We start from the raw sequence: 25,369 nt of genomic DNA on the forward strand, positions 1-25,369 counted from the left end.
GGCATCGTTGCGCTGATTTAATATACCAGCCAGTACAAATATTAAATGTGCACTCCGCGAAAGGATTCATCATGTTGCGCCATGCCTTGTCCATCGCTCTGCCCGCCGCTGCTGCCCTGCTTCTGGCGGCGTGTGGCCAGGAAGCCGCCCCACCCGCCGCGCCGCGCCCGGCGCTGGTGGTGCAGCCGCAGCCTGCCGAAGCCGCTGCCGACAGTTACCCCGGCGAAGTGCGCGCGCGCTTCGAGCCGGAGTTGGCTTTCCGCATTGGCGGCAAGGTCAGCAAGCGACTGGTGGAGGAGGGGCAGCGGGTCAAGGCCGACCAGCCGCTGGCCGAACTGGACCCGCAGGACGTGCGCCTGCAACTTGAGGCCAATCGCGCCCAGCTGGCGGCTGCCGAGGCCAACCTGGCATTGGTGCGCGCCGAACGCGACCGCTACCAGAAGCTGCTGGAGCGGCAGATGGTCAGCCACTCCCAATACGACAATGCCGAAAACCTCTACCGTGCAGGCCTTGCCCGCCTGAAGCAGGCCAAGGCCGAGTTCGATGTGGCGGGCAACCAGGCCGAATATGCCGTATTGCGTGCGCCGCAGGCCGGGGTGATCGCCAAGCGCCAGGTTGAAGTGGGCCAGGTGGTCGCCGCCGGGCAGACCGTGTTCACCCTTGCCGCCGATGGCGAGCGAGAAGTGGCCATCGGCCTGCCGGAGCAGCAGTTCGCCCGCTTCGCTGTGGGCCAACCGGTGAGCGTGGAGCTGTGGTCGCACCCGCAGGCGCGTTTCCAGGGGCGCATTCGCGAGCTGTCACCGGCCGCCGACCCGCGCTCGCGCACGTTTGCGGCGCGCATCGCCTTTACCACGGCCACCGTACCGGCCGAGCTGGGCCAGAGCGCCCGGGTGTTCATCGCCAAGGATGGGCTGATCCCGCTGGCGGTACCGCTGTCGGCAGTGACTGCGGAAAACGGTCAGGCCTATGTCTGGCGGGTGAACAAGGAAAGCCGCCTGGAGCGGGCGACCGTGCGCCTGGGGGCTTATGGCAGCGACAGTGTGCCGGTGCTCGAAGGCCTGGACCCGGGTGACTGGGTGGTTGCCGCTGGTGGCCATGTACTGCGCGAGGGCCAGGAGGTACGCCCCGTGGACCGCAGCAACCGTGTAGTGAACCTGACGGCCAAGGAGTAAGTCCCGATGGGTTTCAACCTTTCTGCCTGGGCGCTGCGCAACCGCCAGATCGTCCTGTTCCTGATGATCCTGTTGGCCGCCATTGGCGCCATGTCGTACACCAAGCTTGGCCAGAGCGAGGACCCGCCATTCACCTTCAAGGCCATGGTCATCCGCACCCTGTGGCCAGGCGCCAGCGCTGAGGAAGTGGCGCGGCAGGTGACCGAGCGCATCGAGAAGAAGCTGATGGAAACCGGTGAGTACGAGAGAATCGTCTCGTTCTCTCGCCCCGGCGAATCGCAGGTTACTTTCATGGCCCGCGACTCGCTGCACTCCAAGGACATCCCCGAGTTGTGGTACCAGATCCGCAAGAAGGTTGCGGACATTCGCCACACTTTGCCGCCGGAGATCCAGGGCCCGTTCTTCAACGACGAGTTCGGCACCACCTTCGGCAATATCTATGCGCTGACTGGCGAAGGCTTTGACTATGCGGTGCTCAAGGACTACGCCGACCGTATCCAGATCCAACTGCAGCGGGTCAAGGATGTGGGCAAGGTCGAGCTGATCGGCCTGCAGGACGAGAAAGTCTGGATCGAGCTGTCCAACCTCAAGCTGGCCACCCTCGGCGTGCCCCTGGAAGCCGTGCAGAAGGCGTTGCAAGAGCAGAACGCGGTGAGCACCGCCGGTTTCTTCGAGACGCCCAGCGAGCGCTTGCAACTGCGCGTGAGCGGGCGTTTCGACAGTGTCGAGCAGATCCGCCAGTTCCCCATTCGCGTGGGTGATCGCACCTTCCGGATTGGTGATGTCGCCGAGGTGCACCGTGGCTTCAACGACCCACCTGCACCGCGCATGCGCTTCATGGGCGAGGATGCCATTGGCCTGGCGGTGTCGATGAAGGACGGTGGCGACATCCTGGTACTGGGCAAGGCCCTGGAAGGCGAGTTCGAGCGCCTGGCGCATAACCTGCCTGCCGGCATGACGCTGCGCAAGGTTTCGGATCAACCGGCGGCGGTCAAGGCCGGCGTGGGCGAGTTCGTGCAGGTGCTGGTCGAGGCGTTGGTCATTGTGCTGCTGGTGAGCTTCTTCTCGCTGGGCCTGCGCACTGGCCTGGTGGTGGCGCTGGCCATTCCGCTGGTGTTGGCCATGACCTTTGCCGCCATGCACTACTTCGGCATCGGCCTGCACAAGATTTCCCTTGGCGCGCTGGTGCTGGCCCTGGGCTTGCTGGTGGACGACGCGATCATTGCCGTGGAGATGATGGCGATCAAGATGGAACAGGGCTATGACCGCCTCAAGGCAGCCAGCTATGCCTGGACGAGTACGGCCTTCCCGATGCTCACCGGTACGCTGATCACGGCAGCAGGCTTTCTGCCGATTGCCACCGCGGCCTCCAGCACCGGCGAATACACCCGGTCGATCTTCCAGGTGGTAACCATCGCTTTGCTGACCTCTTGGGTGGCGGCCGTGGTGTTCGTGCCTTACCTGGGCGAGCGCCTGCTACCCGACCTGGCCAAGCTGCATGCCGCTCGCCATGGCAAGGACGGCCATGCGCCAGACCCATACGCCACCCCGTTCTATCAGCGCGTGCGACGGCTGGTGGAGTGGTGCGTACGGCGGCGCAAGACGGTAATTCTGCTGACCATCGCTGCCTTTGTCGGCAGCATCCTGCTGTTCCGCTTCGTGCCCCAGCAGTTTTTCCCGGCTTCCGGGCGTCCGGAACTGATGGTTGACCTGAAGCTGGCCGAAGGCGCCTCGCTGGCCAATACCGCCGAGCGGGTCAAGCAGCTGGAGGCGCTGCTCAAGCAGCAGGACGGTATCGACAACTACGTGGCCTATGTGGGCACCGGTTCACCGCGCTTCTACCTGCCGTTGGACCAGCAACTGCCGGCAGCCAGCTTTGCCCAGTTCGTGGTGTTGGCCAAGTCGATGGAAGACCGCGAGCGCCTGCGCAGTTGGCTGATCAGCACTGTGGACCAGCAGTTCCCCGACCTGCGCGCCCGGGTCACGCGCCTGGAAAACGGCCCGCCTGTGGGCTACCCGGTGCAGTTCCGGGTCACTGGCGAGCATATCGAGAAGGCCCGTGCACTGGCCCGTGAAGTGGCGGACAAGGTGCGCGAGAACCCGCATGTGGTGAACGTGCACCTGGACTGGGAGGAACCCAGCAAGGCGGTGTTCCTCGAAATCGACCAGGACCGCGCCCGTGCGCTGGGCGTGAGCACTTCGCACCTGGCGAGCTTCCTGCAAAGCTCGCTGATTGGCACCACGGTCAGCCAGTACCGCGAGGACAACGAGCTGATCGAGATCCTGCTGCGCGGCACCCTCCAAGAGCGCAGCGAGCTGGGCAACCTGGGTAGCCTGGCGTTGCCCACCGACAATGGCCAGAGCGTGGCGCTGTCGCAGGTGGCGACCCTGGAGTACGGCTTTGAAGAAGGCATTATCTGGCACCGCAACCGCTTGCCGACGGTGACCGTGCGTGCCGATATCTACGACCAGGAGCAGCCGGCGACGCTGGTGAAGCAGATTCTGCCGACCCTGCAGGAAATCCGCGCCAAGCTGCCCGATGGCTACCTGCTGGAGGTGGGCGGCACGGTGGAGGATTCCGAGCGTGGGCAGAAATCGGTGAATGCCGGCATGCCACTGTTCATCGTGGTAGTCCTGAGCTTGCTGATGATCCAGCTGCGCAGTTTCTCGCGCACGGTGATGGTGTTCCTCACCGCGCCGCTGGGGCTGATCGGTGTGACCCTGTTCCTGCTGGTGTTCCGCCAGCCGTTCGGCTTTGTCGCCATGCTCGGCACCATTGCCCTGGCGGGGATGATCATGCGCAACTCGGTGATCCTGGTGGACCAGATCGAGCAGGACATCGCAGCGGGGATGGAGCGCTGGCAGGCGATCATCGAGGCTACGGTGCGGCGCTTCCGGCCGATCGTGCTGACTGCGCTGGCGGCGGTGCTGGCCATGATCCCGTTGTCGCGTAGCGTGTTCTACGGGCCGATGGCGGTGGCGATCATGGGCGGGTTGATCGTGGCCACGGTGCTTACACTGCTGTTCCTGCCGGCGTTGTATGCGGCATGGTTCAGGGTGAAGAAGGGCTGAAGACCGCTCCTACAACGGCCTGTGTCCAACCCCGCCGCCGTGTAGGAGCGGGTTTACCTGCGAATACGGTGGCGGCAGCAACGGTGAGCGGCTGGTGAAAATTGGCCAGCAGGCCCGGCCCTTTCGCGGGTGAACCCGCTCCTACAGCGCGCCGAAGACCTTCTTGGCCAGGCTGGTAGCCGCCGCTGCCGGGTTCTGGCGAATGTTCTGCTCCTGTTTGCCGATCATCTCGAACAGGCCATCCAGCGCCTTCTCGGTCACGTAGTTCTCGATATTGGCGTCATCCTTGACCAGCCCCAGGCCTTTGGCCTGGGCAGCGAAGGCATTGTACTGCTGGGCCACGCCGACCTTGTCGGTGGCCTGCTTGACGATTGGCAGGAACTTGGCGCGGATCTGCTCGCGGCTGCTCTTGTTCAGGTACTGGGTGGCCGAGTCGTCACCGCCGCTGAGAATGCCCCTGGCATCGGTCACGCTCATGTTCTTCACGGCATCCACCAGAATCGCCTGGGCCTGTGGCACGGCTGCCTCGGCGGCTTTGTTCATGCTGGTTTCCAGGGCTTCGACCTGTTCACCCTTGCCGAACATCTTCATCGCCTTGGCGGCTTTGCCCAGGTTGCCTGGCAGCTCGATGCGCACGTCCGGATTGTTGCTGAAGCCGCCTGGGGTGCTCAGTTGCTTGACGGCCAGCTGCGCACCTTGGGTCAGGGCATCTTTCAGGCCGCCGGTGGCGTCTTTCTGGCTGAGGTCGCCCAGCGACAGGGCCAGGGCACTGGCCGACAGCAGCAGGCCGGCGCACAGGGTGGTGAAGCGCAGGGAAGTGCGGATCATGAAGCTTTCCTTGTAAACGGATGAGAGCGGGTATCAGCGAACCTGATCTACCTTGATGCGTACCGATTGCGGGTCACTGCCATCAAGCGCGACACTGTGGTGTTCGGTATTGATGAACAGCAACTTGCCATTCAGCTCGATGCGCGCGCTCACCGCATAGCGGTGGCCAGGCTTGACCTGCGCGGGGTCATAGGTGAGATGGAACGGCAGCGGCACGTTGCCTTTGACCGGACCGGCCTGGCGCGCGAGGGTCACGGCAGGGGCGTCCATCAGCGACACATCCTGCAGTTCCACGCTCAGGGTGGCGGCAGGCGGCAGGGCAATGCGCTGCAGGTAGAAGACTTCGCCGTCCAGGCTGGCCTGGTTGGGTGGGGTTTGGCTGGAGCAGGCTGCAAGCAGGGATGCGCAACACAGCATAAAGAGCTTTTTCATGGAATCTCCGGTGTCCTTGGAGCTGGCTTGTGGCCAACCCCACGGACTTTAGCGGATTTTGCCGACCGATGAACCGTTAGAGGGTCGAAGTTTCCAGCCCGTCGTCACGGTGCAGGGCCACCTGGCGGATAGACAGGCGCAGCTCGGCCGACAGTACTCGCTTGGCTACGCCCTCGGCCAGCTCGCCGAGCTTGTCGTGATAACCCAGCTTGCCTTGCGCGTCGGCGTGCAGCACGCCTTGCTGAAGCAAGGTCTGGATGAAGTGGCGGAACAGCGTCTTGTCGAAGAACTCCGGTGCGTTCAGGCCATGCAGGATCGACAGGCGCTGGGCCATCATCACGCACAGGTCTTCCAGCGCTTCGGCGCTCAGGCTGTTCTGCCCGCTGTTGATCAGCAGCGAGGTGGCCATGTAGAAGCGCTGCAGGGTCTGGGTGATGGTGCGGGCGAGCAGGGTCAGCAACACGAACTGCCGCGAGCTGGGCGCCGGGCGCACGTACAGGTCGTTGTCCTGGCGCAGCAGGCCCTGTTCCACCAGCGCGACCAGCCATTGGTCGATGACCTCGTCCAGCTGTTCCGGCGTCCAGCGCAGGAACAGTTCGGCCTGCAGATAGGGATAAAGTGCATGCACATACTGGCCCAGCAGTTGGCGGCTCATGCGTGAACTGCTGAGGAAGAAACTGGCGAGCAGCGCCGGCAGGGCGAAGATGTGCAGCACATTGTTGCGGTAGTAGGTCATCAGCACCGCGTTGCCTTCATCCAGGTAGAGGATGCGGCCCAAGGCGTCCTTCTGCTCGGCCACCAGGTTCATGCTGCGCACATGTTCGATCAGTGCTTTGCCGTCGCCCTCGGGCAGGGTGGTGTGCGGCGAGTAGGGCACTTGGCGCAGCAGCGCCAGGTACAGGTCGAGAACGCGGGTCAGGGCGCGCTCGTCCAGGGCAAGGCGGCTGGTGGACAGCAGTGCCAGGGCCACCAGGTTGACCGGGTTGATGGCGGCCGCCTCGTTGAGGTGACGGGCCACGGTTTCTCCAAGGCGGGCGGTGGTGGCGTTGAGCCAGTCCGGACGGTACTGCGGACCGTGATCCTGTTCACGCCAGCCGGGCTGCTGCTGGTCGAGGAAGCCAGCCAGGCGGATGGGCTCGCCGAAGTTCACGTAGACCTGGCCAAAGCGCTGCTTGAGTGCGCCGAACACCTTGAAGATGTCGAACACCGACTCCTTCTTCTTGCTGGCGCCGCGCAGTTCGCCCAGGTAGGTACGGCCTTCGAGCACGCGCTCGTAGCCGATGTACACCGGCACGAACACGATTGGCGTACGCGACGAGCGCAGGAAGCTGCGCAGGGTAATGGCCAGCATCCCGGTGCGCGGCTGCAACATGCGCCCAGTACGCGAGCGGCCGCCTTCGACGAAGTACTCGACCGGGAAGCCCTTGGTGTACAGGGTGTGCAGGTACTCGTTGAACACTGCCGTGTAAAGCGGGTTGCCCTTGAACGTGCGGCGCATGAAGAAGGCGCCACCACGGCGTAGCAGGTTACCGACCACCGGCATGTTGAGGTTGATGCCCGCAGCCACGTGCGGCGGGGTGAGACCGTTGCGGAACAGCAGGTACGACAGCAGCAGGTAGTCGATGTGGCTGCGGTGGCATGGCACGTAGATCACTTCATGGCCAGGGGCGATACCCTGCACCTGTTCGATGTGGTTGACCTTGATGCCGTCGTAGATCTTGTTCCAGAACCAGCTGAGCACCACTTCGAGGAAGCGGATGGCGGTATAGGTGTAGTCCGAGGCTATCTCGTTGCCATAGCGCAGTGCCTGGGCCTCGGCTTTGGCCAGCGGCAGGTTCTCGCGCTGCGCTTCGTCGGCAATCGCCTGGCGCACTTGCGGGGCATGTACCAGGCCTTTGACCAAGGTTCGTCGGTGCGAGATGTCCGGGCCGATGACGGCAGTCTTGAGGTTGCGAAAGTGCACGCGCATCAGGCGCTGGGCCATGCGCACGGTGCGCTCGTGGCCTTTGTTGTGCTGCACCAGTTCGCGCAGGTGGATTGGCGCGGAGAACTGTACCCGGGTCTTGCGCCCCAGGATCAGTACGGTCAGCAGCCGGCGCAGGCGCCCGGTTACCGCCCAGCTGTCGGCGAACAGCAGCTTCCAGGGGCTGGACTCGCTGGCCGGGGTCTGGCCCCAGAACACGCTGACAGGAATGATCTGCGCATCTTCTTCGGCATGCTGGCTGACGGCAGCCACCAGGCGCTCGAGCGTGGGCGGGGCGCCGCTTTTGTCCTGGCGGCCGAGCCAGTCCGGGTCGGGGGTCAGGTAGAAGAACGCGGCGGGTTCCTGCAGTGGGCCGACGGCTACCGGCAGCACCGGGCGCGGCAGCCCCGCCTTGGTGCACTCGTGGTCGAGCACGGCCAGGTCAGTGAGCGCGGGCGAGGGCAGCGCATAGAACACCGGCCGGCTGCGGTCGAGGTTGAGGGTCATGGAAGACTGGTTGATGGTCTCGGAGCGCACCCACAGGTACAACAGGCGACGCAGGCCGCCGAAGATCAGGCGGTGCAGGGGGGAACGGGTCATGGGGTGTGTGCCCTGGGTGTGATTTTCAGGTGGGTATTCTGCTATTTAGTCTGCCGTATCGGCGTAAGTTCAGCAAAATTCGGCCAACGACGGGACCGTCATCAATTTTTTTTGTTCTGTGTCATATACTCGGCCTGCCACTTGCAGGATATTTCGGCAAGCGGCGTTGGCACGGGGCAGGTGACCTCGTGCCTGCAAGGCGATCTTCACAATAAAAATCCGGAGTAGTTCAGATGTCGTCTCGTGAGACTGGGAATGTAAAGTGGTTCAACGATGCCAAGGGTTATGGCTTCATTCAGCGCGAAGGTGGTGCGGATGTCTTCGTCCACTATCGGGCGATTCGCGGTGAGGGGCATCGTACCCTGGTCGAAGGGCAGCGGGTGGAGTACGCCTGCGTGCAGGGCCAGAAAGGCCTGCAAGCCGAGGACGTAGTGGGCCTCTGAGCCTCTGGTTTCAAGCCGTAGGAGCGGGCTTGCCCGCAAAGCAGCCACCACGGTGGCTGCCACGGGCATAGCCCGTGTTCGCGGGTAAACCCGCTCCTACAGAAACGAGCAAGGCTGCCGTTTCATGATGTACGCCAGGTGATTTCCTCTTCACCGTCGGCGCTGATGCGGACCCAGCGGTCAGCATCTTCTTCCCCGTCTTCCTCGACCCAGCCACCTGGCGCGCAGCGCACTTCCACACCCAGCGCGGCAAATGCGGCGCGGGCGCAGGCAACGTCATCGGCCCACGGCGTCTGGTCGCTTTCCAGGTACAGGCTGTTCCATTTCCCTACAGCCTTGGGTAACCAAGTGACCGGAATGTTACCGGCCTGGCATTTGAAGGTATGGCCTTTCTGCTTCCACTCGGTGCACGGGCCGATTGCCTGGGCGAGCCACTCGGCAATCTGCTTGTGGTCGACGTCGGCGTCCTTCAGGTAGATCTCGATATCAGGTTGACGCATAAGGGCTCCGGGTGTGCTCAGTCTTGGCGCACGAAATAGTCATAACGCATGGAAACCGTGACCTCGAACGGCTCGGGCTGGTCGATCACCCGGGCACGTTTTTCGGCGCTGGCGCGCCAGCCGTGTGGGGTCATGGCCAGCAGGTCGGCGCGGGCCTTGGACGCGGCCAGGCTCAGGCGGAACTCGAGGGTTTCGCTGTGGGCGTGGGCCATGCCTTCAGGGACCAGGGCCAGGTGCTTGTCGTCGGCGTAAGGGCGTACTTCATCGTAGAGCACTTCACGCAGTTCCATCAGGTGGCCGCTGGTCGGGCCGACCCGCATCAGGCCGCCGCCGGGGCTGAGCAAACGCTTGGCCTCGGCCCAGTCCAGCGGGCTGAAAACGCTGGCGATGAACTGGCAGCTGGCATCGGTCAGCGGTACCCGGGCCATGCTGGCGACCATCCAGGTGACCGCCGGTGCTCGGCGGCAGGCGCGCTTGACCGCTTCGCGGGAGATGTCCAGCGCATAGCCGTCGGCGGCCGGCAAGGCCTGGGCGATCTGTGCGGTGTAGTAACCCTCGCCGCAGCCGATGTCCAGCCAGGTGCCAGGCTGGCGCTCGGCGGCCAGCTCGGCCAGGCGGCGGGCGACTGGCGCGTAATGGCCCGCGTCGAGAAAGTCGCGGCGTGCCTCGACCATGGCCTGGTTGTCACCGGGGTCGCGGCTGTTCTTGTGCTGCACCGGCAGCAGGTTCAGGTAACCCTGGCGGGCGCGGTCGAAGCGGTGGCCAGCCGGGCACACCACACCATTGTCGAGCCGGCTCAGCGGCGCCTGGCAAAGCGGGCAGGCAAGCATCAGGCGAGCAACCGGACCAGGGTCTGGTAGTAGATTTCGGTCAGCAGATCGAGGTCGCTGGCCAGGATCCGCTCGTCAACCTGGTGGATGGTGGCGTTGACCGGGCCGAGTTCGACCACCTGGGTGCCCATGGTTGCGATGAAGCGGCCATCGGAGGTACCGCCGCTGGTGGAAGGCTGGGTATCGCGACCGGTGACGCCCTTGATGCTGGCCGCCACGGCGTCGAGCAGCTCGCCTGGTTCGGTCAGGAACGGTAGGCCCGACAGTGCCCAGTCGACCGACCAGTCCAGTTCATGCTTGTCGAGAATCGCCGACACTCGGGCCTGCAGGCCTTCGACGGTGGACTCGGTAGAGAAGCGGAAGTTGAACAGCGCGGTCAGCTCGCCCGGGACCACGTTGGTAGCGCCGGTGCCGGAATTGAGGTTGGAGATCTGGAAGCTGGTTGGCGGGAAGAAGGCATTGCCTTCGTCCCAGTGCTCGGCAGCCAGTTCCGCCAGGGCCGGGGCGGCCAGGTGGATCGGGTTGCGCGCCAGGTGCGGGTAGGCCACATGGCCCTGCTTGCCGCGTATGGTCAGTTTGGCGCCCAGCGAACCGCGGCGACCGTTCTTGACCACGTCACCCAACAAGGTGGTGCTGGACGGTTCGCCGACGATGCACCAGTCCAGGCGCTCGTTGCGCGCTTTCAGGCGCTCGACCACCGCTTTGGTGCCGTGGTGGGCGGGGCCTTCCTCGTCGCTGGTGATCAGAAACGCGACCTTGCCGCGATGGTTCGGGTAGTCCTGCACGAAGCGCTCGCTGGCGATGACCATGGACGCCAGGCTGCCCTTCATGTCGGCGGCGCCACGGCCGCAGAGCATGCCGTCGGCGTCGATCAGTGCCTCGAAGGGTTCATGCTGCCATTGCTGGACCGGGCCGGTAGGCACCACGTCGGTGTGGCCGGCAAAACACAGTACCGGGCCGTCCTGGCTGCCGTGGGTAGCCCAGAAGTTGTCGACGTCTTCAATGCGCATCGGCTCCAGCTGGAAACCGACGGCGCCCAGACGGCTCATCATCTGCGCCTGGCAATCGGCGTCGACGGGGGTGACCGAGGGGCGACGGATAAGGTCGCAGGCCAGTTGAAGGGTAGGCGAGAGCTCGGCAGGGGCCGTCATGGGGGACTCCGGGGCAAGGCAAGGCGGGGAAATCTGAGGGGCGTTATCTTATATCAAATGGTTTCGGGCAGCACGGCCCATTCGCGGGCACGCCCGCTCCCACAGGTACTGCACAGCTCTGAACGCCTGTGCCAAGCCTGTGGGAGCGGGCGTGCCCGCGAATGGGCTGCACAGGTCAGCCCAGGCAGCTTCAAGCCTGCTGCGCTTCGGCAGCCTTTTCTGCGGGCTTGGGCAGCGACGACAGGAACGCCATCACCAGCGCAGCCACATAAGGCAACGACTGCACCAGCAACATCGCCACCCAGAAGCGCATGTCCGAACTCGGAAGCCCCTGCACCAGGTAGATGCCCAGCGCCGCGCCCCACAGCATCAACATGATGAACAGCTCTTCACGGGCTTCGGAAATCGCCACCAGCAACCCATGGCTGTCAGCGTTCTTCGGCGTTCGGAAGAACGGCATGCTGCTGGTGAAGAAACCATACAGTACCGCCTTGGCGATGGTGTGCGACAGCGCCAGCCCGGCCAGCGCAGCTGCGAAGGCATCCTTGAGGTTCACCCCCACCGCTCGGCGGTACAGGAAGATGATCTTGCCGACCTTGAAGAAGAACAGCGCCAGCGGCGGGATGGCGAAGATCATCAGGGGCGGATCGACCCGATGCGGCACGATGATCATCGCCGCCGACCACAGCAGCGCGCCGATGGTGAAGAAGATGTTCATGCCATCGGCGATCCACGGTAGCCAGCCGGCCAGGAAGTGGTAGCGCTGGCCACGGGTCAGCTGGCTGCCTTTGCCGCGCAGCAGCGCGCCGGCGTGGTGCTTGATGATCTGGATGGCGCCGTAGGCCCAGCGGAAGCGTTGCTTCTTGAAGTCAATGAAGGTGTCGGGCATCAGGCCTTTGCCGTAGCTGTTGTGGGCGTAGGCGGCGGACAGGCCTTTCTCGAACACGCGCAGGCCCAGTTCGGCGTCCTCGCAGATGCACCACTCGGCCCAGCCCAGTTCTTCCAGCACACTGCGCCGGGTCATGGTCATGGTGCCGTGCTGGATGATCGCGTCACGGTCGTTGCGGGTGACCATACCGATGTGGAAGAAGCCCTTGTATTCGCTGTAGCACAGCTTCTTGAAGGCGCTTTCGTGCTGGTCGCGGTAATCCTGCGGTGACTGCACCACGGCAATTTTCGGGTCGGCGAAGTGCGGCACCATGTGCTTGAGCCAGTTGCGGTCGACGCAGTAGTCCGAGTCGATTACCGCGATCACTTCGGCGTCCTTGGCCGTGTGCGGGATCAGGTAATTCAGCGCGCCACCCTTGAAGCCGGCCAGAGGCGCGACGTGGAAGAACTTGAAGCGCTCGCCAAGCTTTTCGCAGTGGGCCTTGAGCGGCTCCCACACGGCCGGGTCCTTGGTGTTGTTGTCGATCACCAGCACTTCGTAGTCGGGGTAGTCCAGGGCGGCCAGGGCGTCCAGGGTCTGTTTCACCATCTCAGGTGGCTCGTTGTAGCACGGCACATGCACCGACACCTTGGGCCGGTAGGCACTGTCGGCCTGCACGGGCAGGAATTCGCGTCGGCGCTTGCGTATCCAGACCGCCTCGGCCAGTTCGTGGGCCTCGGTGAGCAGCACGATGAACACGCCCAGCGCGCCGAGGGCCAGCAGCACGCCCACGGTCAGGCTGAACCAGGTGCTGTATTGCTGGCTGTAGTCATAGGCGATCCACACCAGCACCGACCCGCACAGGAAGGTGATGAACGTCAGGAAGGTACGGCCACGCTGGCGCAAGGCCGAGCCATCGATGAACAGCACCATCAGGGCGATCACTGCCAGCACCACCGACGCCACTGCCAGGGCCCGCCACTGCGGGATCGCCACCACGGGGCCGTCGAAGTTGAACTTCTGCTGCCGCTCGGCGTTGTAGACGCCCCAGTAGGCGCCTACCGAACCTTCGTCGCTGGCCTTCCAGGGTTGGTCATAGGCTTCAATGACAAAGTAGTTGTAGCCACGGCGGTTGAGGGTGTTGACCAGGGTGCGCAAGTAGATGGCCTGGTCGGCCTGTGTGGCATCGGCACCGCCGCGCATGCGGCCGTTGCTCGGCCAGCCGACTTCCGACAGCAGCAGGGGTTTGCGCGGGAACTGATGCTTCAGTTCACGGGCGCGGTCGAGGACGAACTCGACCGAATCCTTCATCGGCACGAACTCCCAGTAGGGCAGGATGTGCGCGGCAATCAGGTCGACGTGCCTGGCCAGCTCAGGATGCTCCTTCCAGATGTGCCATTGTTCACTGGTGGTCACGGGCACCTTCACGGCTGCACGTACGCGGTCCAGGTATTTGATCAGGTTTTCCGGTGTGACTTCTTCACGGAACAGCGCCTCGTTGCCGACCACCACCCGCACCACGCTGCGCGACGTGTTGGCCAGCTGGATGGCCGTGGCGATTTCGCGCTCGTTGCGCTCCAGGTCCGGGCTGATCCATATCCCCAGCGTCACCCGCAGGCCGAACTCCTCGGCCAGGCGCGGGACGTCGGCCTGGGTACCTTCCACGGTATAGATACGGATGCTGTCGGTCAGCTTGCTCAGTTGCTCCAGATCCTGGCGCATTTCGTCGTCAGTGGGGTACTGACCCTTCTGTGGGCTTTCGCCCAGGCGGAACGGCGAATACGAAAAGCCAGAGATCTGTTCTGGCCAGGCGGGGGCGGAGACCGGGCGGTTGATCAGTGCCCAGAACCCGGTGAACAGTGCGGCGATGGCCAGCACCACTACCAGGTTCAGGCCGAATTTACGTGAAGACATCGTCGTCCATTCATGTGGAAGTGATAGGACATTAAAGCAGGGTTGGCAGTCTCTTTCCTAACGATGCAGGCCAAGGGTCCACTGGCATATAATGCGCGCCGGTTTTTTGGGGTATGAACATGAGCACAGAAGATCCACGCTTTGCCGGCGTTGCCCGGCTGTATGGCGACCAGGGGCTGCAACGTCTGGGCCAGGCCCATGTGGCTGTGGTCGGTATTGGCGGGGTGGGCTCGTGGGTGGCCGAAGCACTGGCACGCAGCGGCGTGGGCGAGATCACCCTGTTCGACCTGGACGATGTCTGCGTCAGTAACACCAACCGCCAGGCCCATGCGCTGGAAGGGCAGGTGGGGCGGCCCAAGGTCGAGGTCATGGCCGAGCGCCTGCGGGCGATCAACCCAGGGTGTACGGTGCATGCGGTGGCCGACTTCGTCACCCGCGAGACCATGGCCGAGTACATCACCGAGCATCTCGATTGCGTGATCGACTGCATCGACAGCGTCATGGCCAAGGCGGCGTTGATCGCCTGGTGTCGGCGGCGCAAGATTGCCATTGTCACTACCGGTGGCGCGGGCGGGCAGATCGACCCGACGCAGATCCAGATCGCCGACCTGAACAAGACCTTCAACGACCCATTGGCTTCACGGGTGCGTTCCACCCTGCGCCGCGACTACAACTTCTCGCGTAATGTCAGCCGCAACTATGGCGTGCCGTGCGTATTCTCCAGTGAGCAGCTGCGTTACCCCAAGGGGGATGGCAGCGTTTGCCTGCAGAAAAGCTTTGTCGGTGAGGGCGTGCGGCTGGACTGCTCGGGTGGCTTTGGTGCAGTGATGATGGTGACCGCGACCTTTGGCATGGTAGCGGCGAGCAAGGCGATAGAAAAACTGGTGGCTGGAGCGCGCCGGCCGTCGGAACGGGTAAAGCCTGAATAGACCGCGTGGGCGTCTTCGCGGGCCCGCCCGCTACAGGTATTGCATCTCTCTCAAGCATGATGCCGTACCTGTGGGAGCGGGCAGGCCCGCGAAGAAACCGGCGCCGATTCAGCGGTTGGACGCCAACTCCGCCATCCGCTGCAACACCGCATGCAGCCCATTGCTGCGCGACGGCGACAGTTGGCGTTCCAGCCCGAGCTGGGTAAACCACTCGCGCAGATCAATCCCGGCCAGCTCCTCACTGGCCAGTCCCTGCACCCGCACCAGCAACAGCGCCAGCAGCCCACGCAACAAGCGGGCATCGCTGCTGGCCTTGAACCGCCACACGCCTTCGATCTGCTCGGCCACCAGCCACACCAGGCTCTCGCAGCCATGCACCCGGTTGGCCTCGGTCTTTTCGGCATCAGCCAGCGGCTCCAGGCGGTCACCCCACTGCATCAGCAGCCGCGCACGCTGTTCCCAGCCTTTGCCCTGTTGAAAAGCTTCCAGCGCTTGGTGCGCCTGTTCCGGCAGGCTCATCGCAACAGCTCCAGGCCTTGGTCCAGCGCGTCGAAGAAACGCTGCACGTCATCGCTGTCGTTGTACAAACCCAGCGATACCCGTATCGCGCCTTCCAGCCCCAGCCCCTTCAGCAGTGGCATGGCGCAGTGGTGACCCGCACGCACGGCAATGCCCTGTTCAGTCAGCAGGTGAGCGATATCGGCGTTGTGCACGCCCTCGATGACGAAACTGGCCAGGGCCGCCTGCGGTGTGCCCAACACCCGCACGCCCTCGCGGTCGCCCAGGCCACGCAGCAGGTGCTGGTGCAGGCTGGCTTCATGCGCTGCGACCGCATGGGCATCGAGGCTGGCCAGATAGTCCAGTGTCGCACCCAGGCCGATCACCCCGGCAATCGGTGGCGTACCCGCTTCGAAGCCCAGGGGCGCGGGACGGAAGCTGGCGCTGTGGTACTCGGCCAGCTGCACCATCTCGCCACCGAACTGCCAGTGGCGCAACAGCGCCAGGGCCTGGGCGCGGCCATAGAGCACGCCGACGCCGTCCGGGCCGTACAGCTTGTGGCTGGAAAACACATAGAAGTCGCAGCCCAGTTGCTGCATGTCCTGGCGACCATGCACCACGCCCTGGGCACCATCGACCACCGTCAGCGCGCCCTGGGCGCGGGCATGGGCCAGCAGCGCAGGCAGCGGTTGCCAGGTACCCAGCACGTTGGACAGCTGGCTGATGGCGAGTACTCGGGTGCGCGGGCCGATCAGTTGCAGTGCCTGGTCCTGGTCGATACGACCATGGGCGTCCAGTGGCAGCACCACCAGGCGCAGGTTGCGCCGGTACGCCAGCTGTTGCCAGGGCAGCAGGTTGGCATGGTGCTCCAGGGCACTGATGGCAATTTCGTCACCGGCTTCGAGGCGGTGCTCCAGGCCATAGGCCAGCAGGTTCAGTGCCGAGGTGGCGCCGTGGGTGAACACGATCTGCCGCGAGTCTGCGGCATTGAGCCAGGCGGCGACTTTGTCGCGGCTGGTTTCGAAGGCCTGGGTCGCCAGCGCACCTGGCAAATGCTGGGCACGGTGCACGTTGGCTGCGCCATGGCCGTAGTAATGGCTCAGGGCATCGAGCAAGGCTTGCGGCTTCTGGGTGGTGGCGGCGCTGTCCAGATAAGTCTGGTGCTGCCGTTGCAGGGCGGCGATGGCGGGGAAGTCGGCACGCCAGGGAGAGGGCTGGAACATGTTTGCGAGGCCTGGAATGAAAATCGGGTCTGGTGCATTGGCGCCAGACCCGATCTTAACACCTCAAACCCGGCAGGGTTCTCAGTTGTGAGCGTGCAGCGCTTCGTTCAGCTCGATGGCCGACTTGTGGGTCTTGCACTCTACCGCGCCGTTCAGCGAGTTGCGGCGGAACAGCAGGTCGGTCTGGCCGGCCAGGTCGCGGGCCTTGACCACTTTGACCAGTTCGTTGTTCTCGTCCAGCAGGTTCACCTTGGTGCCCGCGGTGATGTACAGGCCGGCTTCGACAGTGTTGCGGTCGCCCAGCGGAATACCGATACCGGCGTTGGCGCCGATCAGGCAGCCTTCGCCTACTTTGATGACGATGTTGCCGCCACCGGACAGGGTGCCCATGGTCGAGCAGCCGCCGCCCAGGTCCGAGCCCTTGCCGACGAATACGCCCGCGGAAACGCGGCCTTCGATCATGCCCGGGCCTTCGGTACCCGCGTTAAAGTTGACGAAGCCTTCGTGCATGATGGTGGTGCCTTCGCCAATGTAGGCGCCCAGGCGCACACGGGCGGTGTCGGCGATACGCACGCCGGCCGGAACCACGTAGTCGGTCATTTTCGGGAACTTGTCCACCGAGAACACTTCCAGCAGCTCGCCCTTCAGGCGTGCTTCCAGTTGCAGTTCGGCCAGCTCGCCCAGGTCGACTGCGCCCTGGTTGGTCCAGGCCACGTTCGGCAGCAGCGGGAAGATGCCGGCCAGGCTTACGCCATGCGGCTTGACCAGGCGGTGCGACAGCAGGTGCAGCTTGAGGTAGGCCTCTGGGGTCGAGCTCAGGGCAGCGTCTTCGGCCAGCAGGGTGGCGACCAGCGGCTTGTGGCTCTCTGCCAGGCGGGTCAGCAGTGCGGCTTGCGCGGCGTCCACGCCTTTCACGGCTTCGGCCAGTTGCGCGGCCTGGGCGTTGCTGAAGGCGATGGCCTGGTTACCACCTTCGTAACCGAGAACAGGGGCTACTGCAGCAACCAGTTCGGCGCTCGGGTTGAGCAGTGGTTGTGCGTAGAACACTTCCAGCCAGGCGCCCTGGCGGTTCTGGGAGCCGACACCGAAGGCCAGGCTGAACAGGGTATTGGACATGTGATTACCTCGTGCGAAATAGGGTAGGGGCTCAGGCCAGGGCAGCGGCGTACAGGTCGGGCTTGAAGCCAACCAGGGTACGCGCGCCAAGGTCGAGCACCGGGCGTTTGATCATCGACGGCTGGGCCAGCATCAGCTCGACGGCCTTGGCCTGGTCGAGGTCTGCCTTGCTGGCGTCGTCCAGCTTGCGGAAGGTGGTGCCGGCACGGTTGAGGATGACTTCCCAGCCGTGTTCGTCGCACCAGCGGTTCAGGCTGTCGCGGTCGATGCCTTGGGTTTTGTAATCGTGGAATTCGTAGGCGATGGCTTTGTCTTCGAGCCAGGTACGCGCCTTTTTCATGGTGTCACAGGCTTTGATGCCGTAGAGCGTGTAGGTCATTGTGTACATTGGGGTTACAAGTCGCCCCAATCTCTCCGTTTTTCGATGTCAGTCGCGGGATTATGCGGGAACGAGACTGGGAGCGCCACGGGTGTGCAAGTCTTGGGGTTTGGTGGGGCGTGGTTAGGTCTGCCTTGAGTCTTGTAGCGCCTTTGAGATCGAGCGCCGCCCGCGCGGCGCTTCGCGGGTAAACCCGCTCCTACGTTTGTTTCTGGCCAGTTATGCCTGTGGCATTTGCGCGCGAACGCCTTGGCGCACGCCTCGATATCGCGTCGTACAAACAAGGCGGTCGCGCGGGTCTGGCACAGGCGATACTGGCCCGAAACAAACGTAGGAGCGGGTTTACCCGCGAAGCGCCGCGCGGGCGGCGCTCGATCTCGCAGGCGCTGTATGTCTTAAGCCGGGAACCTGGCGGCGCTCGATCTCAAAGGCGCTACAAGACTCAAGGCAGGCCCTACCATCAAACCTAAGTATCATCATGTTACATATTCAACCTCCACCTGCGACTATCGTGCAGCGGCCCCAGCTTGCCGATCGCCGCTAACATATTGTTTCAATGGCGATGTTTCGCCCCGTTGTCGTTTCTGGTTCACAAAGGAAGCTTTCCCGGATGCAGTCCGCCTACACCGTTCTCATCCTGCTGACGCTGGTCAGCCTGTCGAAGCTGGTCGGCCGTGTGATCCCGCTGCCATTGCCGCTGGTACAGATTGCCGCCGGTGCCTTGCTGGCGTGGCCGACGCTGGGCCTGCATGTAGCCCTTGACCCCGAATTGTTCCTGTTCCTGTTTCTGCCTCCGCTGCTGTTCGCCGACGGCTGGCGCATCCCCAAGCGTGAGTTATGGCGCATTCGTGGCCCGGTAGTGGCGCTGGCCGTGGGGCTGGTGTTGTTCACCGTGGTCGGTGCCGGTTATTTCATCCACTGGTTGCTGCCGAGCATCCCGTTGCCGGTTGCCTTCGCCCTGGCCGCAGTGCTTTCGCCGACCGACGCCGTGGCCGTTTCGGCCATTGCCCAGGACCGCCTGCCCACTCCCCTGATGCACATGCTGCAGGGCGAGGCGCTGATGAACGACGCGTCGGGCCTGGTAACCTTCAAGTTCGCCTTGGCGGCGGCGATCACCGGGGTGTTTTCGTTGGCTGACGCCAGCTTCAGCTTCGTGTTGGTCGCACTGGGCGGCCTTGCGGTGGGCGTGGTACTGAGCTGGTTGATCGGTCGCCTGCGCATGTGGATGATCACCCGGGGCTGGGACGATCCGGCTACCCACGTGGTGTTCATGTTGCTGCTGCCGTTCGCAGCCTACGTGCTGGCCGAGCGCCTGGGCGTTTCGGGTATTCTCTCGGCGGTGGCGGCCGGCATGATGCAGAGCTGGCTCGACCTGCTGCCGCGTCAGACCAGTACCCGCCTGCTCAACCGCAGTGTCTGGTCGTTGCTGGAGTTTGCCTTCAATGGCCTGATCTTCCTGTTGTTGGGCTTGCAGTTGCCAGACATCATCAAGGCTGTGGTCAGCCACGAAGCGACCCTCTGGCCGACATTGGCCTACCGCTGCCTGGACGTGGTGGCGATCTTTGCCGCACTGATTCTGTTGCGGTTCATCTGGGTCCAGAGTATCTGGCGCTCAATCGGTGTGGTACGTCGCTGGCGCGGCAAGCCGGCATTGGTGCTGATGCCTACGGCGCGTTCCTGCTGGTTGCTGACCTTGGGTGGTGTGCGCGGCGCGGTCACCCTGGCGGGTGTCATGTCGATCCCGTTGCTGATAGGGGCTGGTACAGCTTTCCCGGAGCGTGACCTGCTTATCTTCATTGCTGCGGGGGTAATACTGCTGTCGTTGATCAGTGCCTGCATCGCGCTGCCGCTGTTACTGCGAGGGGTGACCAAGAGCCCTGACGAGCGCTTGCACCAAGAGGTGCAGGAAGCCTGGCGGCGCACAGCCGAGGCGGCGATTCATGCCTTGGAGGCAGAAGAGGTGATCGACAGCAACGCCCCGCAGGACGCTGCGCAGGCAACCTTGGCGACCGAGCTGAAGGCGCGCTTGATGGCTGAATACCGGGATGAGCTGGACAGTTACAACGACAGTGCCGAAGCCAAGGCCCTGGCCGCACAGATGGACTTGTTGGAGCGGCGTTTACGTTTGCGTGCCCTGAGGGCGCAGCGGTTGGAGCTGTACAACCTGCATCGCCAGCACCTGGTGGGGGATGAGGTGGTGCGGCAAGTACTGGGTGAGCTGGATATGAGTGAGGCGAACCTGGGGCAGGTCAAGTAGACCCTATCAAGGCCCTTCGCGGGCACGCCCGCTCCCACGGGTACTGCGCTGCGCTTGAAATCAGCGCAGTACCTGTGGGAGCGGGCGTGCCCGCGAAGGGGTTGATCAGCGGTTTTGCAGGAAGGCGCGAATCCGCTCCGCCGCTTCGATGCATTCGGCCAGCGGTGCAACCAGTGCCATGCGCACGCGCCCGGCACCCGGGTTCACCCCATCCACTTCACGCGACAGGTACGACCCCGGAACCACGGTCACATGCTGGGCTTCGAACAGGTCGCGGGTGAACTCGGCATCGTCGCCCGGTACCTTGGCCCACAGGTAGAAACTGCCGTCCGGGCGCTGCACGTCCAGTACCGGCTGCAGAATATCCAGCACGGCATCGTACTTGGCCCGGTATTGGTCGCGGTTCTCGCGCACATGCGCCTCGTCCTGCCAGGCGGCGATGCTGGCCAGCTGGGTTTGCACTGGCATCGCGCAGCCGTGGTAGGTGCGGTACAGCAGAAACGGCTTGATGATCTGGGCATCGCCCGCGACGAAGCCCGAGCGCAGCCCTGGCAGGTTGGAACGCTTGGACAGGCTGTGGAACACCACGCAGCGCGCAAAATCGCTACGACCAAGCTCGGCGCATGCCGACAGCAGGCCTGGCGGTGGCGCATCCTCGTCGAAGTACAGCTCGCTGTAGCACTCGTCGGCGGCGATCACGAAGTCGTGTTCGTCAGCCAGGGCAATCAGCTTCTTCAGGGTGTTCATCGGCACCAGCGCACCGGTAGGGTTGCCCGGCGAGCACAGGAACAGGATCTGGCAACGCTTCCACACCTCGGCCGGTACGGCGTCGAAGTCTGGGTTGAAACCGTTGTTTTCCAGGCACGGCAGGTAGTGCGGGGTGGCACCGGCCAGCAGCGCTGCGCCTTCGTAGATCTGGTAGAACGGGTTGGGGCTGATCACCAGGCCGTCATCGGCGCGGTTGACCACGGCCTGGGTGAAGGCGAACAGCGCTTCACGGGTGCCGTTGACCGGGAGAATGTGGCGGTCGGCGTCCAGCCAGCCGGCGGGCACGCCAAAGCGTCGTTCGCACCACTGGCCGATGGCCTGGCGCAGGGCTGGCAAACCAAGGGTGCTGGGGTAAACCGCCAGCTTGTCGAGGTTGTCGGCCATGGCCTGGGCGACGAACGCCGGCGATTCGTGCTTCGGCTCACCGATCGACAGGGCGATGGCGCGTTTGTCCGCCGCAGGCTTCACGCTGCCCAGCAGGGCGCGAAGCTTTTCGAACGGATAGGGCTGAAGCTGGGTCAAGGCATGGTTCATCGGCGCAAGGTCTCGTCAATCGTCTAATCGTTAAAAGGTCACGCGGGTCTGGCTGGTGTCACTACCTTGACCGGCCTGCAGTTGCTGCACGATGGCTTCCTGCAGGCGGCTGCACAGCTGCGGGTCTGACAGCGGCTGGTTGTCGGCATCGGTAATGAAGAACACGTCTTCTACCCGCTCGCCGAGGGTGGCGATCTTGGCGTTTTGCAGTGACAGGTCGAACTCCAGGAAGATCCGCCCCAGCCGGGCCAGCAGGCCCGGGCGGTCTGGCGCGGTGATTTCGAGGATGGTCACCGGCCGCTGGGCATCGTTGAGGATGGTCACTTGCGGCGGGAAGTCGAAGTGCTTGAGCTGGCGCGGTACGCGGCGCTGGATGATGGTCGGGTAGTCCTCGGGGTTGCGCAGGGCTTCGGTCAGGCCATCGCGAATCTGCTTGACCCGCTGCGGGTTGTCGCCGATCGAGCCACCGTCGTTGTCCAGCACAATATAGGTGTCGAGGGTGAACTGGCTGCTCGACGTGATGATCCGTGCGTCGTGGATGTTCAGGTTCAACTGCGACATGGCCGCCACCGTCACGGCGAAGAAATCGTGCTGGTCGGGGGCATAGATGAAGATCTGCGTGCCGCCTTCGAACTCGCGCTGGGTGGTTTCCTTGATCAGCACCAGCGGCCCGCCATCGGCCGGTTGCTGCAGGATCGCATCCGTGTGCCAAGCCACGTCGGCGGCGGTGTGCTTGAGGAAATAGTCATCGCCCAGTTGCGCCCATAGCTGCTCGACATCGTCCGGGTCGGTGCCCTCACGCACCAGGATATCCAGTGCTGACGACTGGGTCTGGCGAATCTGCTCTTCGCGGTCCAGCGGGTTTTCCAGGCCCCGGCGCAGGGCGCGCTTGGTCTCGGTGTACAGCTGGCGTAGCAGGCTGGCCCGCCACGAGTTCCACAGGCTCGGGTTGGTGGCGTTGATGTCGGCCACGGTCAGTACGTACAGGTAGTCAAGGCGCGTCTCGTCGCCCACGTGCAGGGCAAAGTCGTTGATCACCTGCGGGTCGGACAAGTCCTTGCGCTGAGCGGTGGTCGACATCACCAGGTGGTTCTGCACCAGCCAGACGATCAGGCGGCTGTCCCAGGCCGGCAACTGGTGCCGTTCGCAGAACTTCTGCGCGTCCACTGCACCGATTTCCGAGTGGTCGCCCTGGCGGCCCTTGCCGATGTCGTGGTACAGCCCGGCCAGGTAGATCAGCTCGGGTTTGGGCAGGCGCCCCATGAGCTTGCTGGCCAGCGGGAATTTCTCGGACACCGGCGTGTATTGCAGCTTGCGCAGGTGCTTGATGAGGTTGAGGGTATGCGCGTCGACCGTATAGATATGGAACAGGTCATGCTGCATCTGCCCGACGATCAGGCCGAACTCTGGCAGGTAACGGCCGAGAATGCCGTAGCGGTTCATCCGGCGCAGGTTGCGGTGGATGCCGATTTCGCACTTGAACAGCTCGATGAACAGGCTGGTATTGCGGATATCGGTGCGGAACGTGTCGTCGATCAGGTGGCGGTGTTCGCGCAGCAGGCGCACGGTATCGGCACGCACGCCCTTGATCTCGGGGTGTTGGGCCATCAGCACGAAGATTTCCAGCATGGCGAATGGCGTGCGTTTGAACACGTTCGGGTGAGTGGCCTCGATATAGCCGTCATGCAGGCGGAACCGCGCATTCAGCGGCTGGGTGCTGCCACTTTCCTCATCGGCGAGGATAACCTCTTCGAAGTGCTGGATGATCAGGTCGCACAGCTGGCTGATGCTCATCACCACCCGGTAGTACTGCTGCATGAACTGTTCGATCGCCCGCTTGGGGTTTTCATCGCTGTAGCCCAGCAGCGTGGCGATGCTGCGCTGGTGGTCGAACAGCAGGCGGTCTTCGGCGCGACCGGCCAGCATGTGCAGGGCATAACGGACTTTCCAGAGGAAGTCCTGGGATGAAGCCAGCAGTTCATTCTCGCTTTCCAGCAAGAAGCCTTCGCCGGCCAGTGCGTGCAGGTTGAGCGTCCCGTACTGGCGGCGGGCCACCCACAGGACCGTCTGGATGTCACGCAGGCCACCTGGCGAACCCTTGACGTTGGGTTCGAGGTTGTACTCGGTGTCGTTGTACTTGTGGTGGCGGGCCTTGAGTTCGGCGCGCTTGGCCAGGAAGAACTCCTTGCTCGGCCACATGTGCGCGGTGCTGGTGACTTCCAGCATGCGCTGGCGCAAGGCCTCGGGGCCGGCGATGGTGCGGCTTTCCATCAGGTTGGTGATCACCGTCAGGTCGGCGCGGGCCTGTTCGGCGCACTCGTCGACGGTGCGCACGCTCTGGCCGACTTCCAGGCCAATGTCCCACAGCAAGGTCAGAAAGCGCTCGATGGCGTCGCGGTACTGCTCGTGCTCGGCAGCGCCCAGCAGAATCAGCAGGTCGATGTCCGAGTGCGGGTGCAGTTCACCGCGCCCGTAGCCGCCCACCGCAACCAGGGCAATGCCGCTCTGGTCGCCCCAGTCGAACTGGTTCCACGCCTGTTGCAGGATATTGTCGACGAGCCAGGCGCGGGCCTCGATCAGCGGGCGGATGTCGCTGCCGGCGCGAAAACGTTTGTCGAGCACCTCGCCGGCCAGGCGGATGGCTTTCTTGAAGGCGGCGATGGGGCTCGCCTTGAGGGCCAGTTCCGCCTGGAACTGGCCACGGTCGAACAGCTCGGGGTCCACCTGGGGCATCGCGTCACGTTCCTGTCGTGGGTGGCCTGTCGGGGTGTGGTCAGGCCGAAGTGCGCGGGATGGTGTCGTCCTTGCGCAGGGTGAAGATCTCGTAGCCAGTCGCGGTCACCACCAAAGTGTGTTCCCACTGGGCCGAGAGCTTGCGGTCCTTGGTGATGGCGGTCCAGCCGTCGCCCAGCACCTTGGTGTCGGCCTTGCCCTGGTTGATCATCGGCTCGATGGTGAAGGTCATGCCTTCCTTCAGCTCCATGCCCGTGCCAGCGCGGCCATAGTGGAGGATCTGCGGCTCTTCGTGGAACACCTTGCCGATGCCATGACCGCAGAACTCGCGTACCACCGAGAAACCGTTCTTTTCCGCGTGCTTCTGGATCACTTCACCGATGTCGCCCAGGCGGCAGCCCGGCTTGACCAGCTCGATGGCCTTGTACATGCATTCCTGGGTGACCTTGGACAGGCGCTCGGCCCAGACCGGCACGTTACCGACGTGGAACATGCGGCTGGTATCGCCGTGGTAGCCGTCCTTGATCACGGTGACGTCGATATTGAGCGTGTCACCGTCCTTGAGCGGCTTGTCGTTGGGGATGCCGTGGCAGACCACATGGTTGATCGAGGTGCAGATCGACTTCGGGTAGCCCTTGTAGTTGAGCGGTGCCGGGATGGCCTGCTGAACGTTGACGATATAATCGTGGCACAGGCGGTCGAGCTCTTCGGTGGTGACACCGGGCTTGACGTGTTCTTCGATCATTTCCAGCACTTCGGCGGCCAGGCGGCCAGCGATGCGCATCTTCTCGATGTCTTCTGCGGTCTTGATGGTGACGGTCATTACAGGCTCTCTACGGCGCCGTGCACGGCGCGAACAAACGGGAAAGGCCGGATTCTAGCAGAGCAGGGCGCCGATCGGTCGGGATAAAGGCGGCCATGCTGTTGTCTACAGCTGGCATTCTGGCGCGAAAGCCGGGGTGCTGCAAAAAGTGCTGACAGACGCAACAGTATCCGGGTTCCGTTCGCTCGCGGTCTGTGGTATAAAATGCGCCGCTTTCGGGGACGACCCCGTCAGCACTTAACCCACACACGTGTCGACACGATGACCTGGGTGCCCCGAGTTGCAGAATTCGCGGGTTGGTCATTGGGATACGTGGAGGCCCAACCCGACTTATCA

Annotated in this window: 19 protein-coding genes; 5 read left to right on the forward strand and 14 right to left on the reverse strand. The window is 63.7% G+C overall.

Annotated elements, in window-relative coordinates; genetic code table 11:
• Nucleotides 1–71 precede the first annotated feature (71 nt).
• Together ACF8FG_RS16635 and ACF8FG_RS16640 are read left to right on the forward strand one after the other, a co-directional pair.
• Complete coding sequence (locus ACF8FG_RS16635) at nucleotides 72–1,172, forward strand: efflux RND transporter periplasmic adaptor subunit (RefSeq protein WP_014592154.1); 1,101 nt, start codon at nucleotides 72–74, stop codon at nucleotides 1,170–1,172.
• A 6-nt stretch (nucleotides 1,173–1,178) separates the two neighbouring features.
• Nucleotides 1,179–4,244: an efflux RND transporter permease subunit gene (locus ACF8FG_RS16640; protein ID WP_119713350.1), complete on the forward strand. Its 3,066-nt coding sequence runs from the start codon at nucleotides 1,179–1,181 to the stop codon at nucleotides 4,242–4,244.
• A 141-nt stretch (nucleotides 4,245–4,385) separates the two neighbouring features.
• Here ACF8FG_RS16640 and ACF8FG_RS16645 read toward each other — a convergent pair whose 3' ends face one another.
• The 3 genes from ACF8FG_RS16645 to plsB all read right to left on the reverse strand — a co-directional run bounded on the left by ACF8FG_RS16645 (nucleotide 4,386) and on the right by plsB (nucleotide 8,067).
• Nucleotides 4,386–5,072 (reverse strand): DUF4197 domain-containing protein, encoded by a 687-nt coding sequence (locus ACF8FG_RS16645; protein ID WP_318081659.1) that lies wholly within the window; start codon nucleotides 5,070–5,072, stop codon nucleotides 4,386–4,388.
• A 33-nt stretch (nucleotides 5,073–5,105) separates the two neighbouring features.
• Nucleotides 5,106–5,504, reverse strand: a complete 399-nt coding sequence (locus ACF8FG_RS16650; RefSeq protein ID WP_318081658.1) for a YbaY family lipoprotein — start codon at nucleotides 5,502–5,504, stop codon at nucleotides 5,106–5,108.
• Between the two features lie 76 nt (nucleotides 5,505–5,580).
• Nucleotides 5,581–8,067, reverse strand: coding sequence for a glycerol-3-phosphate 1-O-acyltransferase PlsB (gene plsB, locus ACF8FG_RS16655; RefSeq protein ID WP_019437669.1), 2,487 nt, complete (start codon nucleotides 8,065–8,067; stop codon nucleotides 5,581–5,583).
• 233 nt (nucleotides 8,068–8,300) lie between these two features.
• On the opposite strand from plsB, the gene ACF8FG_RS16660 reads away from it, so the two are divergent.
• Nucleotides 8,301–8,510 (forward strand): cold-shock protein, encoded by a 210-nt coding sequence (locus ACF8FG_RS16660; RefSeq protein WP_003252255.1) that lies wholly within the window; start codon nucleotides 8,301–8,303, stop codon nucleotides 8,508–8,510.
• A 122-nt stretch (nucleotides 8,511–8,632) separates the two neighbouring features.
• On the opposite strand, the gene ACF8FG_RS16665 is transcribed toward ACF8FG_RS16660, so the two are convergent.
• The 4 genes from ACF8FG_RS16665 to ACF8FG_RS16680 all read right to left on the reverse strand — a co-directional run bounded on the left by ACF8FG_RS16665 (nucleotide 8,633) and on the right by ACF8FG_RS16680 (nucleotide 13,773).
• The gene (locus ACF8FG_RS16665; RefSeq protein WP_010952612.1) at nucleotides 8,633–9,010 is read right to left on the reverse strand and encodes a hypothetical protein; all 378 of its coding nucleotides are present in this window, start codon (nucleotides 9,008–9,010) and stop codon (nucleotides 8,633–8,635) included.
• A gap of 17 nt (nucleotides 9,011–9,027) precedes the next feature.
• Complete coding sequence (locus ACF8FG_RS16670) at nucleotides 9,028–9,840, reverse strand: putative RNA methyltransferase (RefSeq protein WP_014592149.1); 813 nt, start codon at nucleotides 9,838–9,840, stop codon at nucleotides 9,028–9,030.
• Nucleotides 9,840–10,991 (reverse strand): succinyl-diaminopimelate desuccinylase, encoded by a 1,152-nt coding sequence (gene dapE, locus ACF8FG_RS16675; RefSeq protein WP_014592148.1) that lies wholly within the window; start codon nucleotides 10,989–10,991, stop codon nucleotides 9,840–9,842. Before dapE ends, ACF8FG_RS16670 begins: the two co-directional genes overlap by 1 nt.
• Before the next feature lie 190 nt (nucleotides 10,992–11,181).
• Nucleotides 11,182–13,773, reverse strand: coding sequence for a glycosyltransferase (locus ACF8FG_RS16680; protein WP_014592147.1), 2,592 nt, complete (start codon nucleotides 13,771–13,773; stop codon nucleotides 11,182–11,184).
• Between the two features lie 119 nt (nucleotides 13,774–13,892).
• On the opposite strand from ACF8FG_RS16680, the gene tcdA reads away from it, so the two are divergent.
• Nucleotides 13,893–14,702 (forward strand): tRNA cyclic N6-threonylcarbamoyladenosine(37) synthase TcdA, encoded by an 810-nt coding sequence (gene tcdA / locus ACF8FG_RS16685; protein ID WP_003252264.1) that lies wholly within the window; start codon nucleotides 13,893–13,895, stop codon nucleotides 14,700–14,702.
• Between the two features lie 108 nt (nucleotides 14,703–14,810).
• On the opposite strand, the gene ACF8FG_RS16690 is transcribed toward tcdA, so the two are convergent.
• The 4 genes from ACF8FG_RS16690 to ACF8FG_RS16705 form a co-directional block, all read right to left on the reverse strand.
• Nucleotides 14,811–15,221 (reverse strand): SufE family protein, encoded by a 411-nt coding sequence (locus ACF8FG_RS16690; protein WP_003252266.1) that lies wholly within the window; start codon nucleotides 15,219–15,221, stop codon nucleotides 14,811–14,813.
• On the reverse strand, nucleotides 15,218–16,423 hold the full coding sequence (locus ACF8FG_RS16695; RefSeq protein WP_019437666.1) for a cysteine desulfurase: 1,206 nt from the start codon (nucleotides 16,421–16,423) through the stop codon (nucleotides 15,218–15,220). Before ACF8FG_RS16695 ends, ACF8FG_RS16690 begins: the two co-directional genes overlap by 4 nt.
• Before the next feature lie 81 nt (nucleotides 16,424–16,504).
• Entirely contained in the window at nucleotides 16,505–17,539 is a 1,035-nt protein-coding gene (gene dapD / locus ACF8FG_RS16700; protein WP_019437665.1) for a 2,3,4,5-tetrahydropyridine-2,6-dicarboxylate N-succinyltransferase, read from the reverse strand.
• A gap of 31 nt (nucleotides 17,540–17,570) precedes the next feature.
• A complete protein-coding gene (locus tag ACF8FG_RS16705; protein ID WP_003252272.1) occupies nucleotides 17,571–17,918 on the reverse strand; it encodes an ArsC family reductase in 348 nt (115 codons plus the stop codon).
• Nucleotides 17,919–18,528: 610 nt separating this feature from the next.
• Here ACF8FG_RS16705 and ACF8FG_RS16710 point away from each other — a divergent pair.
• On the forward strand, nucleotides 18,529–20,175 hold the full coding sequence (locus tag ACF8FG_RS16710) for a Na+/H+ antiporter (protein WP_014592142.1): 1,647 nt from the start codon (nucleotides 18,529–18,531) through the stop codon (nucleotides 20,173–20,175).
• 105 nt (nucleotides 20,176–20,280) lie between these two features.
• On the opposite strand, the gene dapC is transcribed toward ACF8FG_RS16710, so the two are convergent.
• From dapC to map, 3 genes are read right to left on the reverse strand one after another with little or no spacing between them, the layout of a single operon-like run.
• Nucleotides 20,281–21,477, reverse strand: coding sequence for a succinyldiaminopimelate transaminase (gene dapC / locus ACF8FG_RS16715; protein ID WP_010952672.1), 1,197 nt, complete (start codon nucleotides 21,475–21,477; stop codon nucleotides 20,281–20,283).
• A 30-nt stretch (nucleotides 21,478–21,507) separates the two neighbouring features.
• Nucleotides 21,508–24,210: a [protein-PII] uridylyltransferase gene (locus tag ACF8FG_RS16720; protein ID WP_010952673.1), complete on the reverse strand. Its 2,703-nt coding sequence runs from the start codon at nucleotides 24,208–24,210 to the stop codon at nucleotides 21,508–21,510.
• 40 nt (nucleotides 24,211–24,250) lie between these two features.
• Entirely contained in the window at nucleotides 24,251–25,033 is a 783-nt protein-coding gene (gene map, locus ACF8FG_RS16725; protein ID WP_003252286.1) for a type I methionyl aminopeptidase, read from the reverse strand.
• Between the last annotated feature and the right edge of the window lie 336 nt (nucleotides 25,034–25,369).

It is taken from the genome of Pseudomonas sp. YQ_6, assembly GCF_043103245.1.
In the GTDB taxonomy this organism is placed as follows: Bacteria; Pseudomonadota; Gammaproteobacteria; order Pseudomonadales; family Pseudomonadaceae; genus Aquipseudomonas; species Aquipseudomonas alloputida.

Coding starts and splice junctions, on each gene's coding strand:
- ACF8FG_RS16660 (WP_003252255.1), top strand. CDS start 8,301: ATGTCGTCTCGTGAGACTGGGAATGTAAAGTGGTTCAACGATGCCAAG.
- ACF8FG_RS16640 (WP_119713350.1), top strand. CDS start 1,179: ATGGGTTTCAACCTTTCTGCCTGGGCGCTGCGCAACCGCCAGATCGTC.
- ACF8FG_RS16665 (WP_010952612.1), bottom strand. CDS start 9,010: ATGCGTCAACCTGATATCGAGATCTACCTGAAGGACGCCGACGTCGAC.
- plsB (WP_019437669.1), bottom strand. CDS start 8,067: ATGACCCGTTCCCCCCTGCACCGCCTGATCTTCGGCGGCCTGCGTCGC.
- ACF8FG_RS16635 (WP_014592154.1), top strand. CDS start 72: ATGTTGCGCCATGCCTTGTCCATCGCTCTGCCCGCCGCTGCTGCCCTG.
- ACF8FG_RS16690 (WP_003252266.1), bottom strand. CDS start 15,221: ATGAGCCTGCCGGAACAGGCGCACCAAGCGCTGGAAGCTTTTCAACAG.
- ACF8FG_RS16710 (WP_014592142.1), top strand. CDS start 18,529: ATGCAGTCCGCCTACACCGTTCTCATCCTGCTGACGCTGGTCAGCCTG.
- ACF8FG_RS16670 (WP_014592149.1), bottom strand. CDS start 9,840: ATGCTTGCCTGCCCGCTTTGCCAGGCGCCGCTGAGCCGGCTCGACAAT.
- dapC (WP_010952672.1), bottom strand. CDS start 21,477: ATGAACCATGCCTTGACCCAGCTTCAGCCCTATCCGTTCGAAAAGCTT.
- map (WP_003252286.1), bottom strand. CDS start 25,033: ATGACCGTCACCATCAAGACCGCAGAAGACATCGAGAAGATGCGCATC.
- ACF8FG_RS16695 (WP_019437666.1), bottom strand. CDS start 16,423: ATGTTCCAGCCCTCTCCCTGGCGTGCCGACTTCCCCGCCATCGCCGCC.
- dapD (WP_019437665.1), bottom strand. CDS start 17,539: ATGTCCAATACCCTGTTCAGCCTGGCCTTCGGTGTCGGCTCCCAGAAC.
- ACF8FG_RS16705 (WP_003252272.1), bottom strand. CDS start 17,918: ATGACCTACACGCTCTACGGCATCAAAGCCTGTGACACCATGAAAAAG.
- ACF8FG_RS16645 (WP_318081659.1), bottom strand. CDS start 5,072: ATGATCCGCACTTCCCTGCGCTTCACCACCCTGTGCGCCGGCCTGCTG.
- dapE (WP_014592148.1), bottom strand. CDS start 10,991: ATGACGGCCCCTGCCGAGCTCTCGCCTACCCTTCAACTGGCCTGCGAC.
- ACF8FG_RS16720 (WP_010952673.1), bottom strand. CDS start 24,210: ATGCCCCAGGTGGACCCCGAGCTGTTCGACCGTGGCCAGTTCCAGGCG.
- ACF8FG_RS16650 (WP_318081658.1), bottom strand. CDS start 5,504: ATGAAAAAGCTCTTTATGCTGTGTTGCGCATCCCTGCTTGCAGCCTGC.
- ACF8FG_RS16680 (WP_014592147.1), bottom strand. CDS start 13,773: ATGTCTTCACGTAAATTCGGCCTGAACCTGGTAGTGGTGCTGGCCATC.
- tcdA (WP_003252264.1), top strand. CDS start 13,893: ATGAGCACAGAAGATCCACGCTTTGCCGGCGTTGCCCGGCTGTATGGC.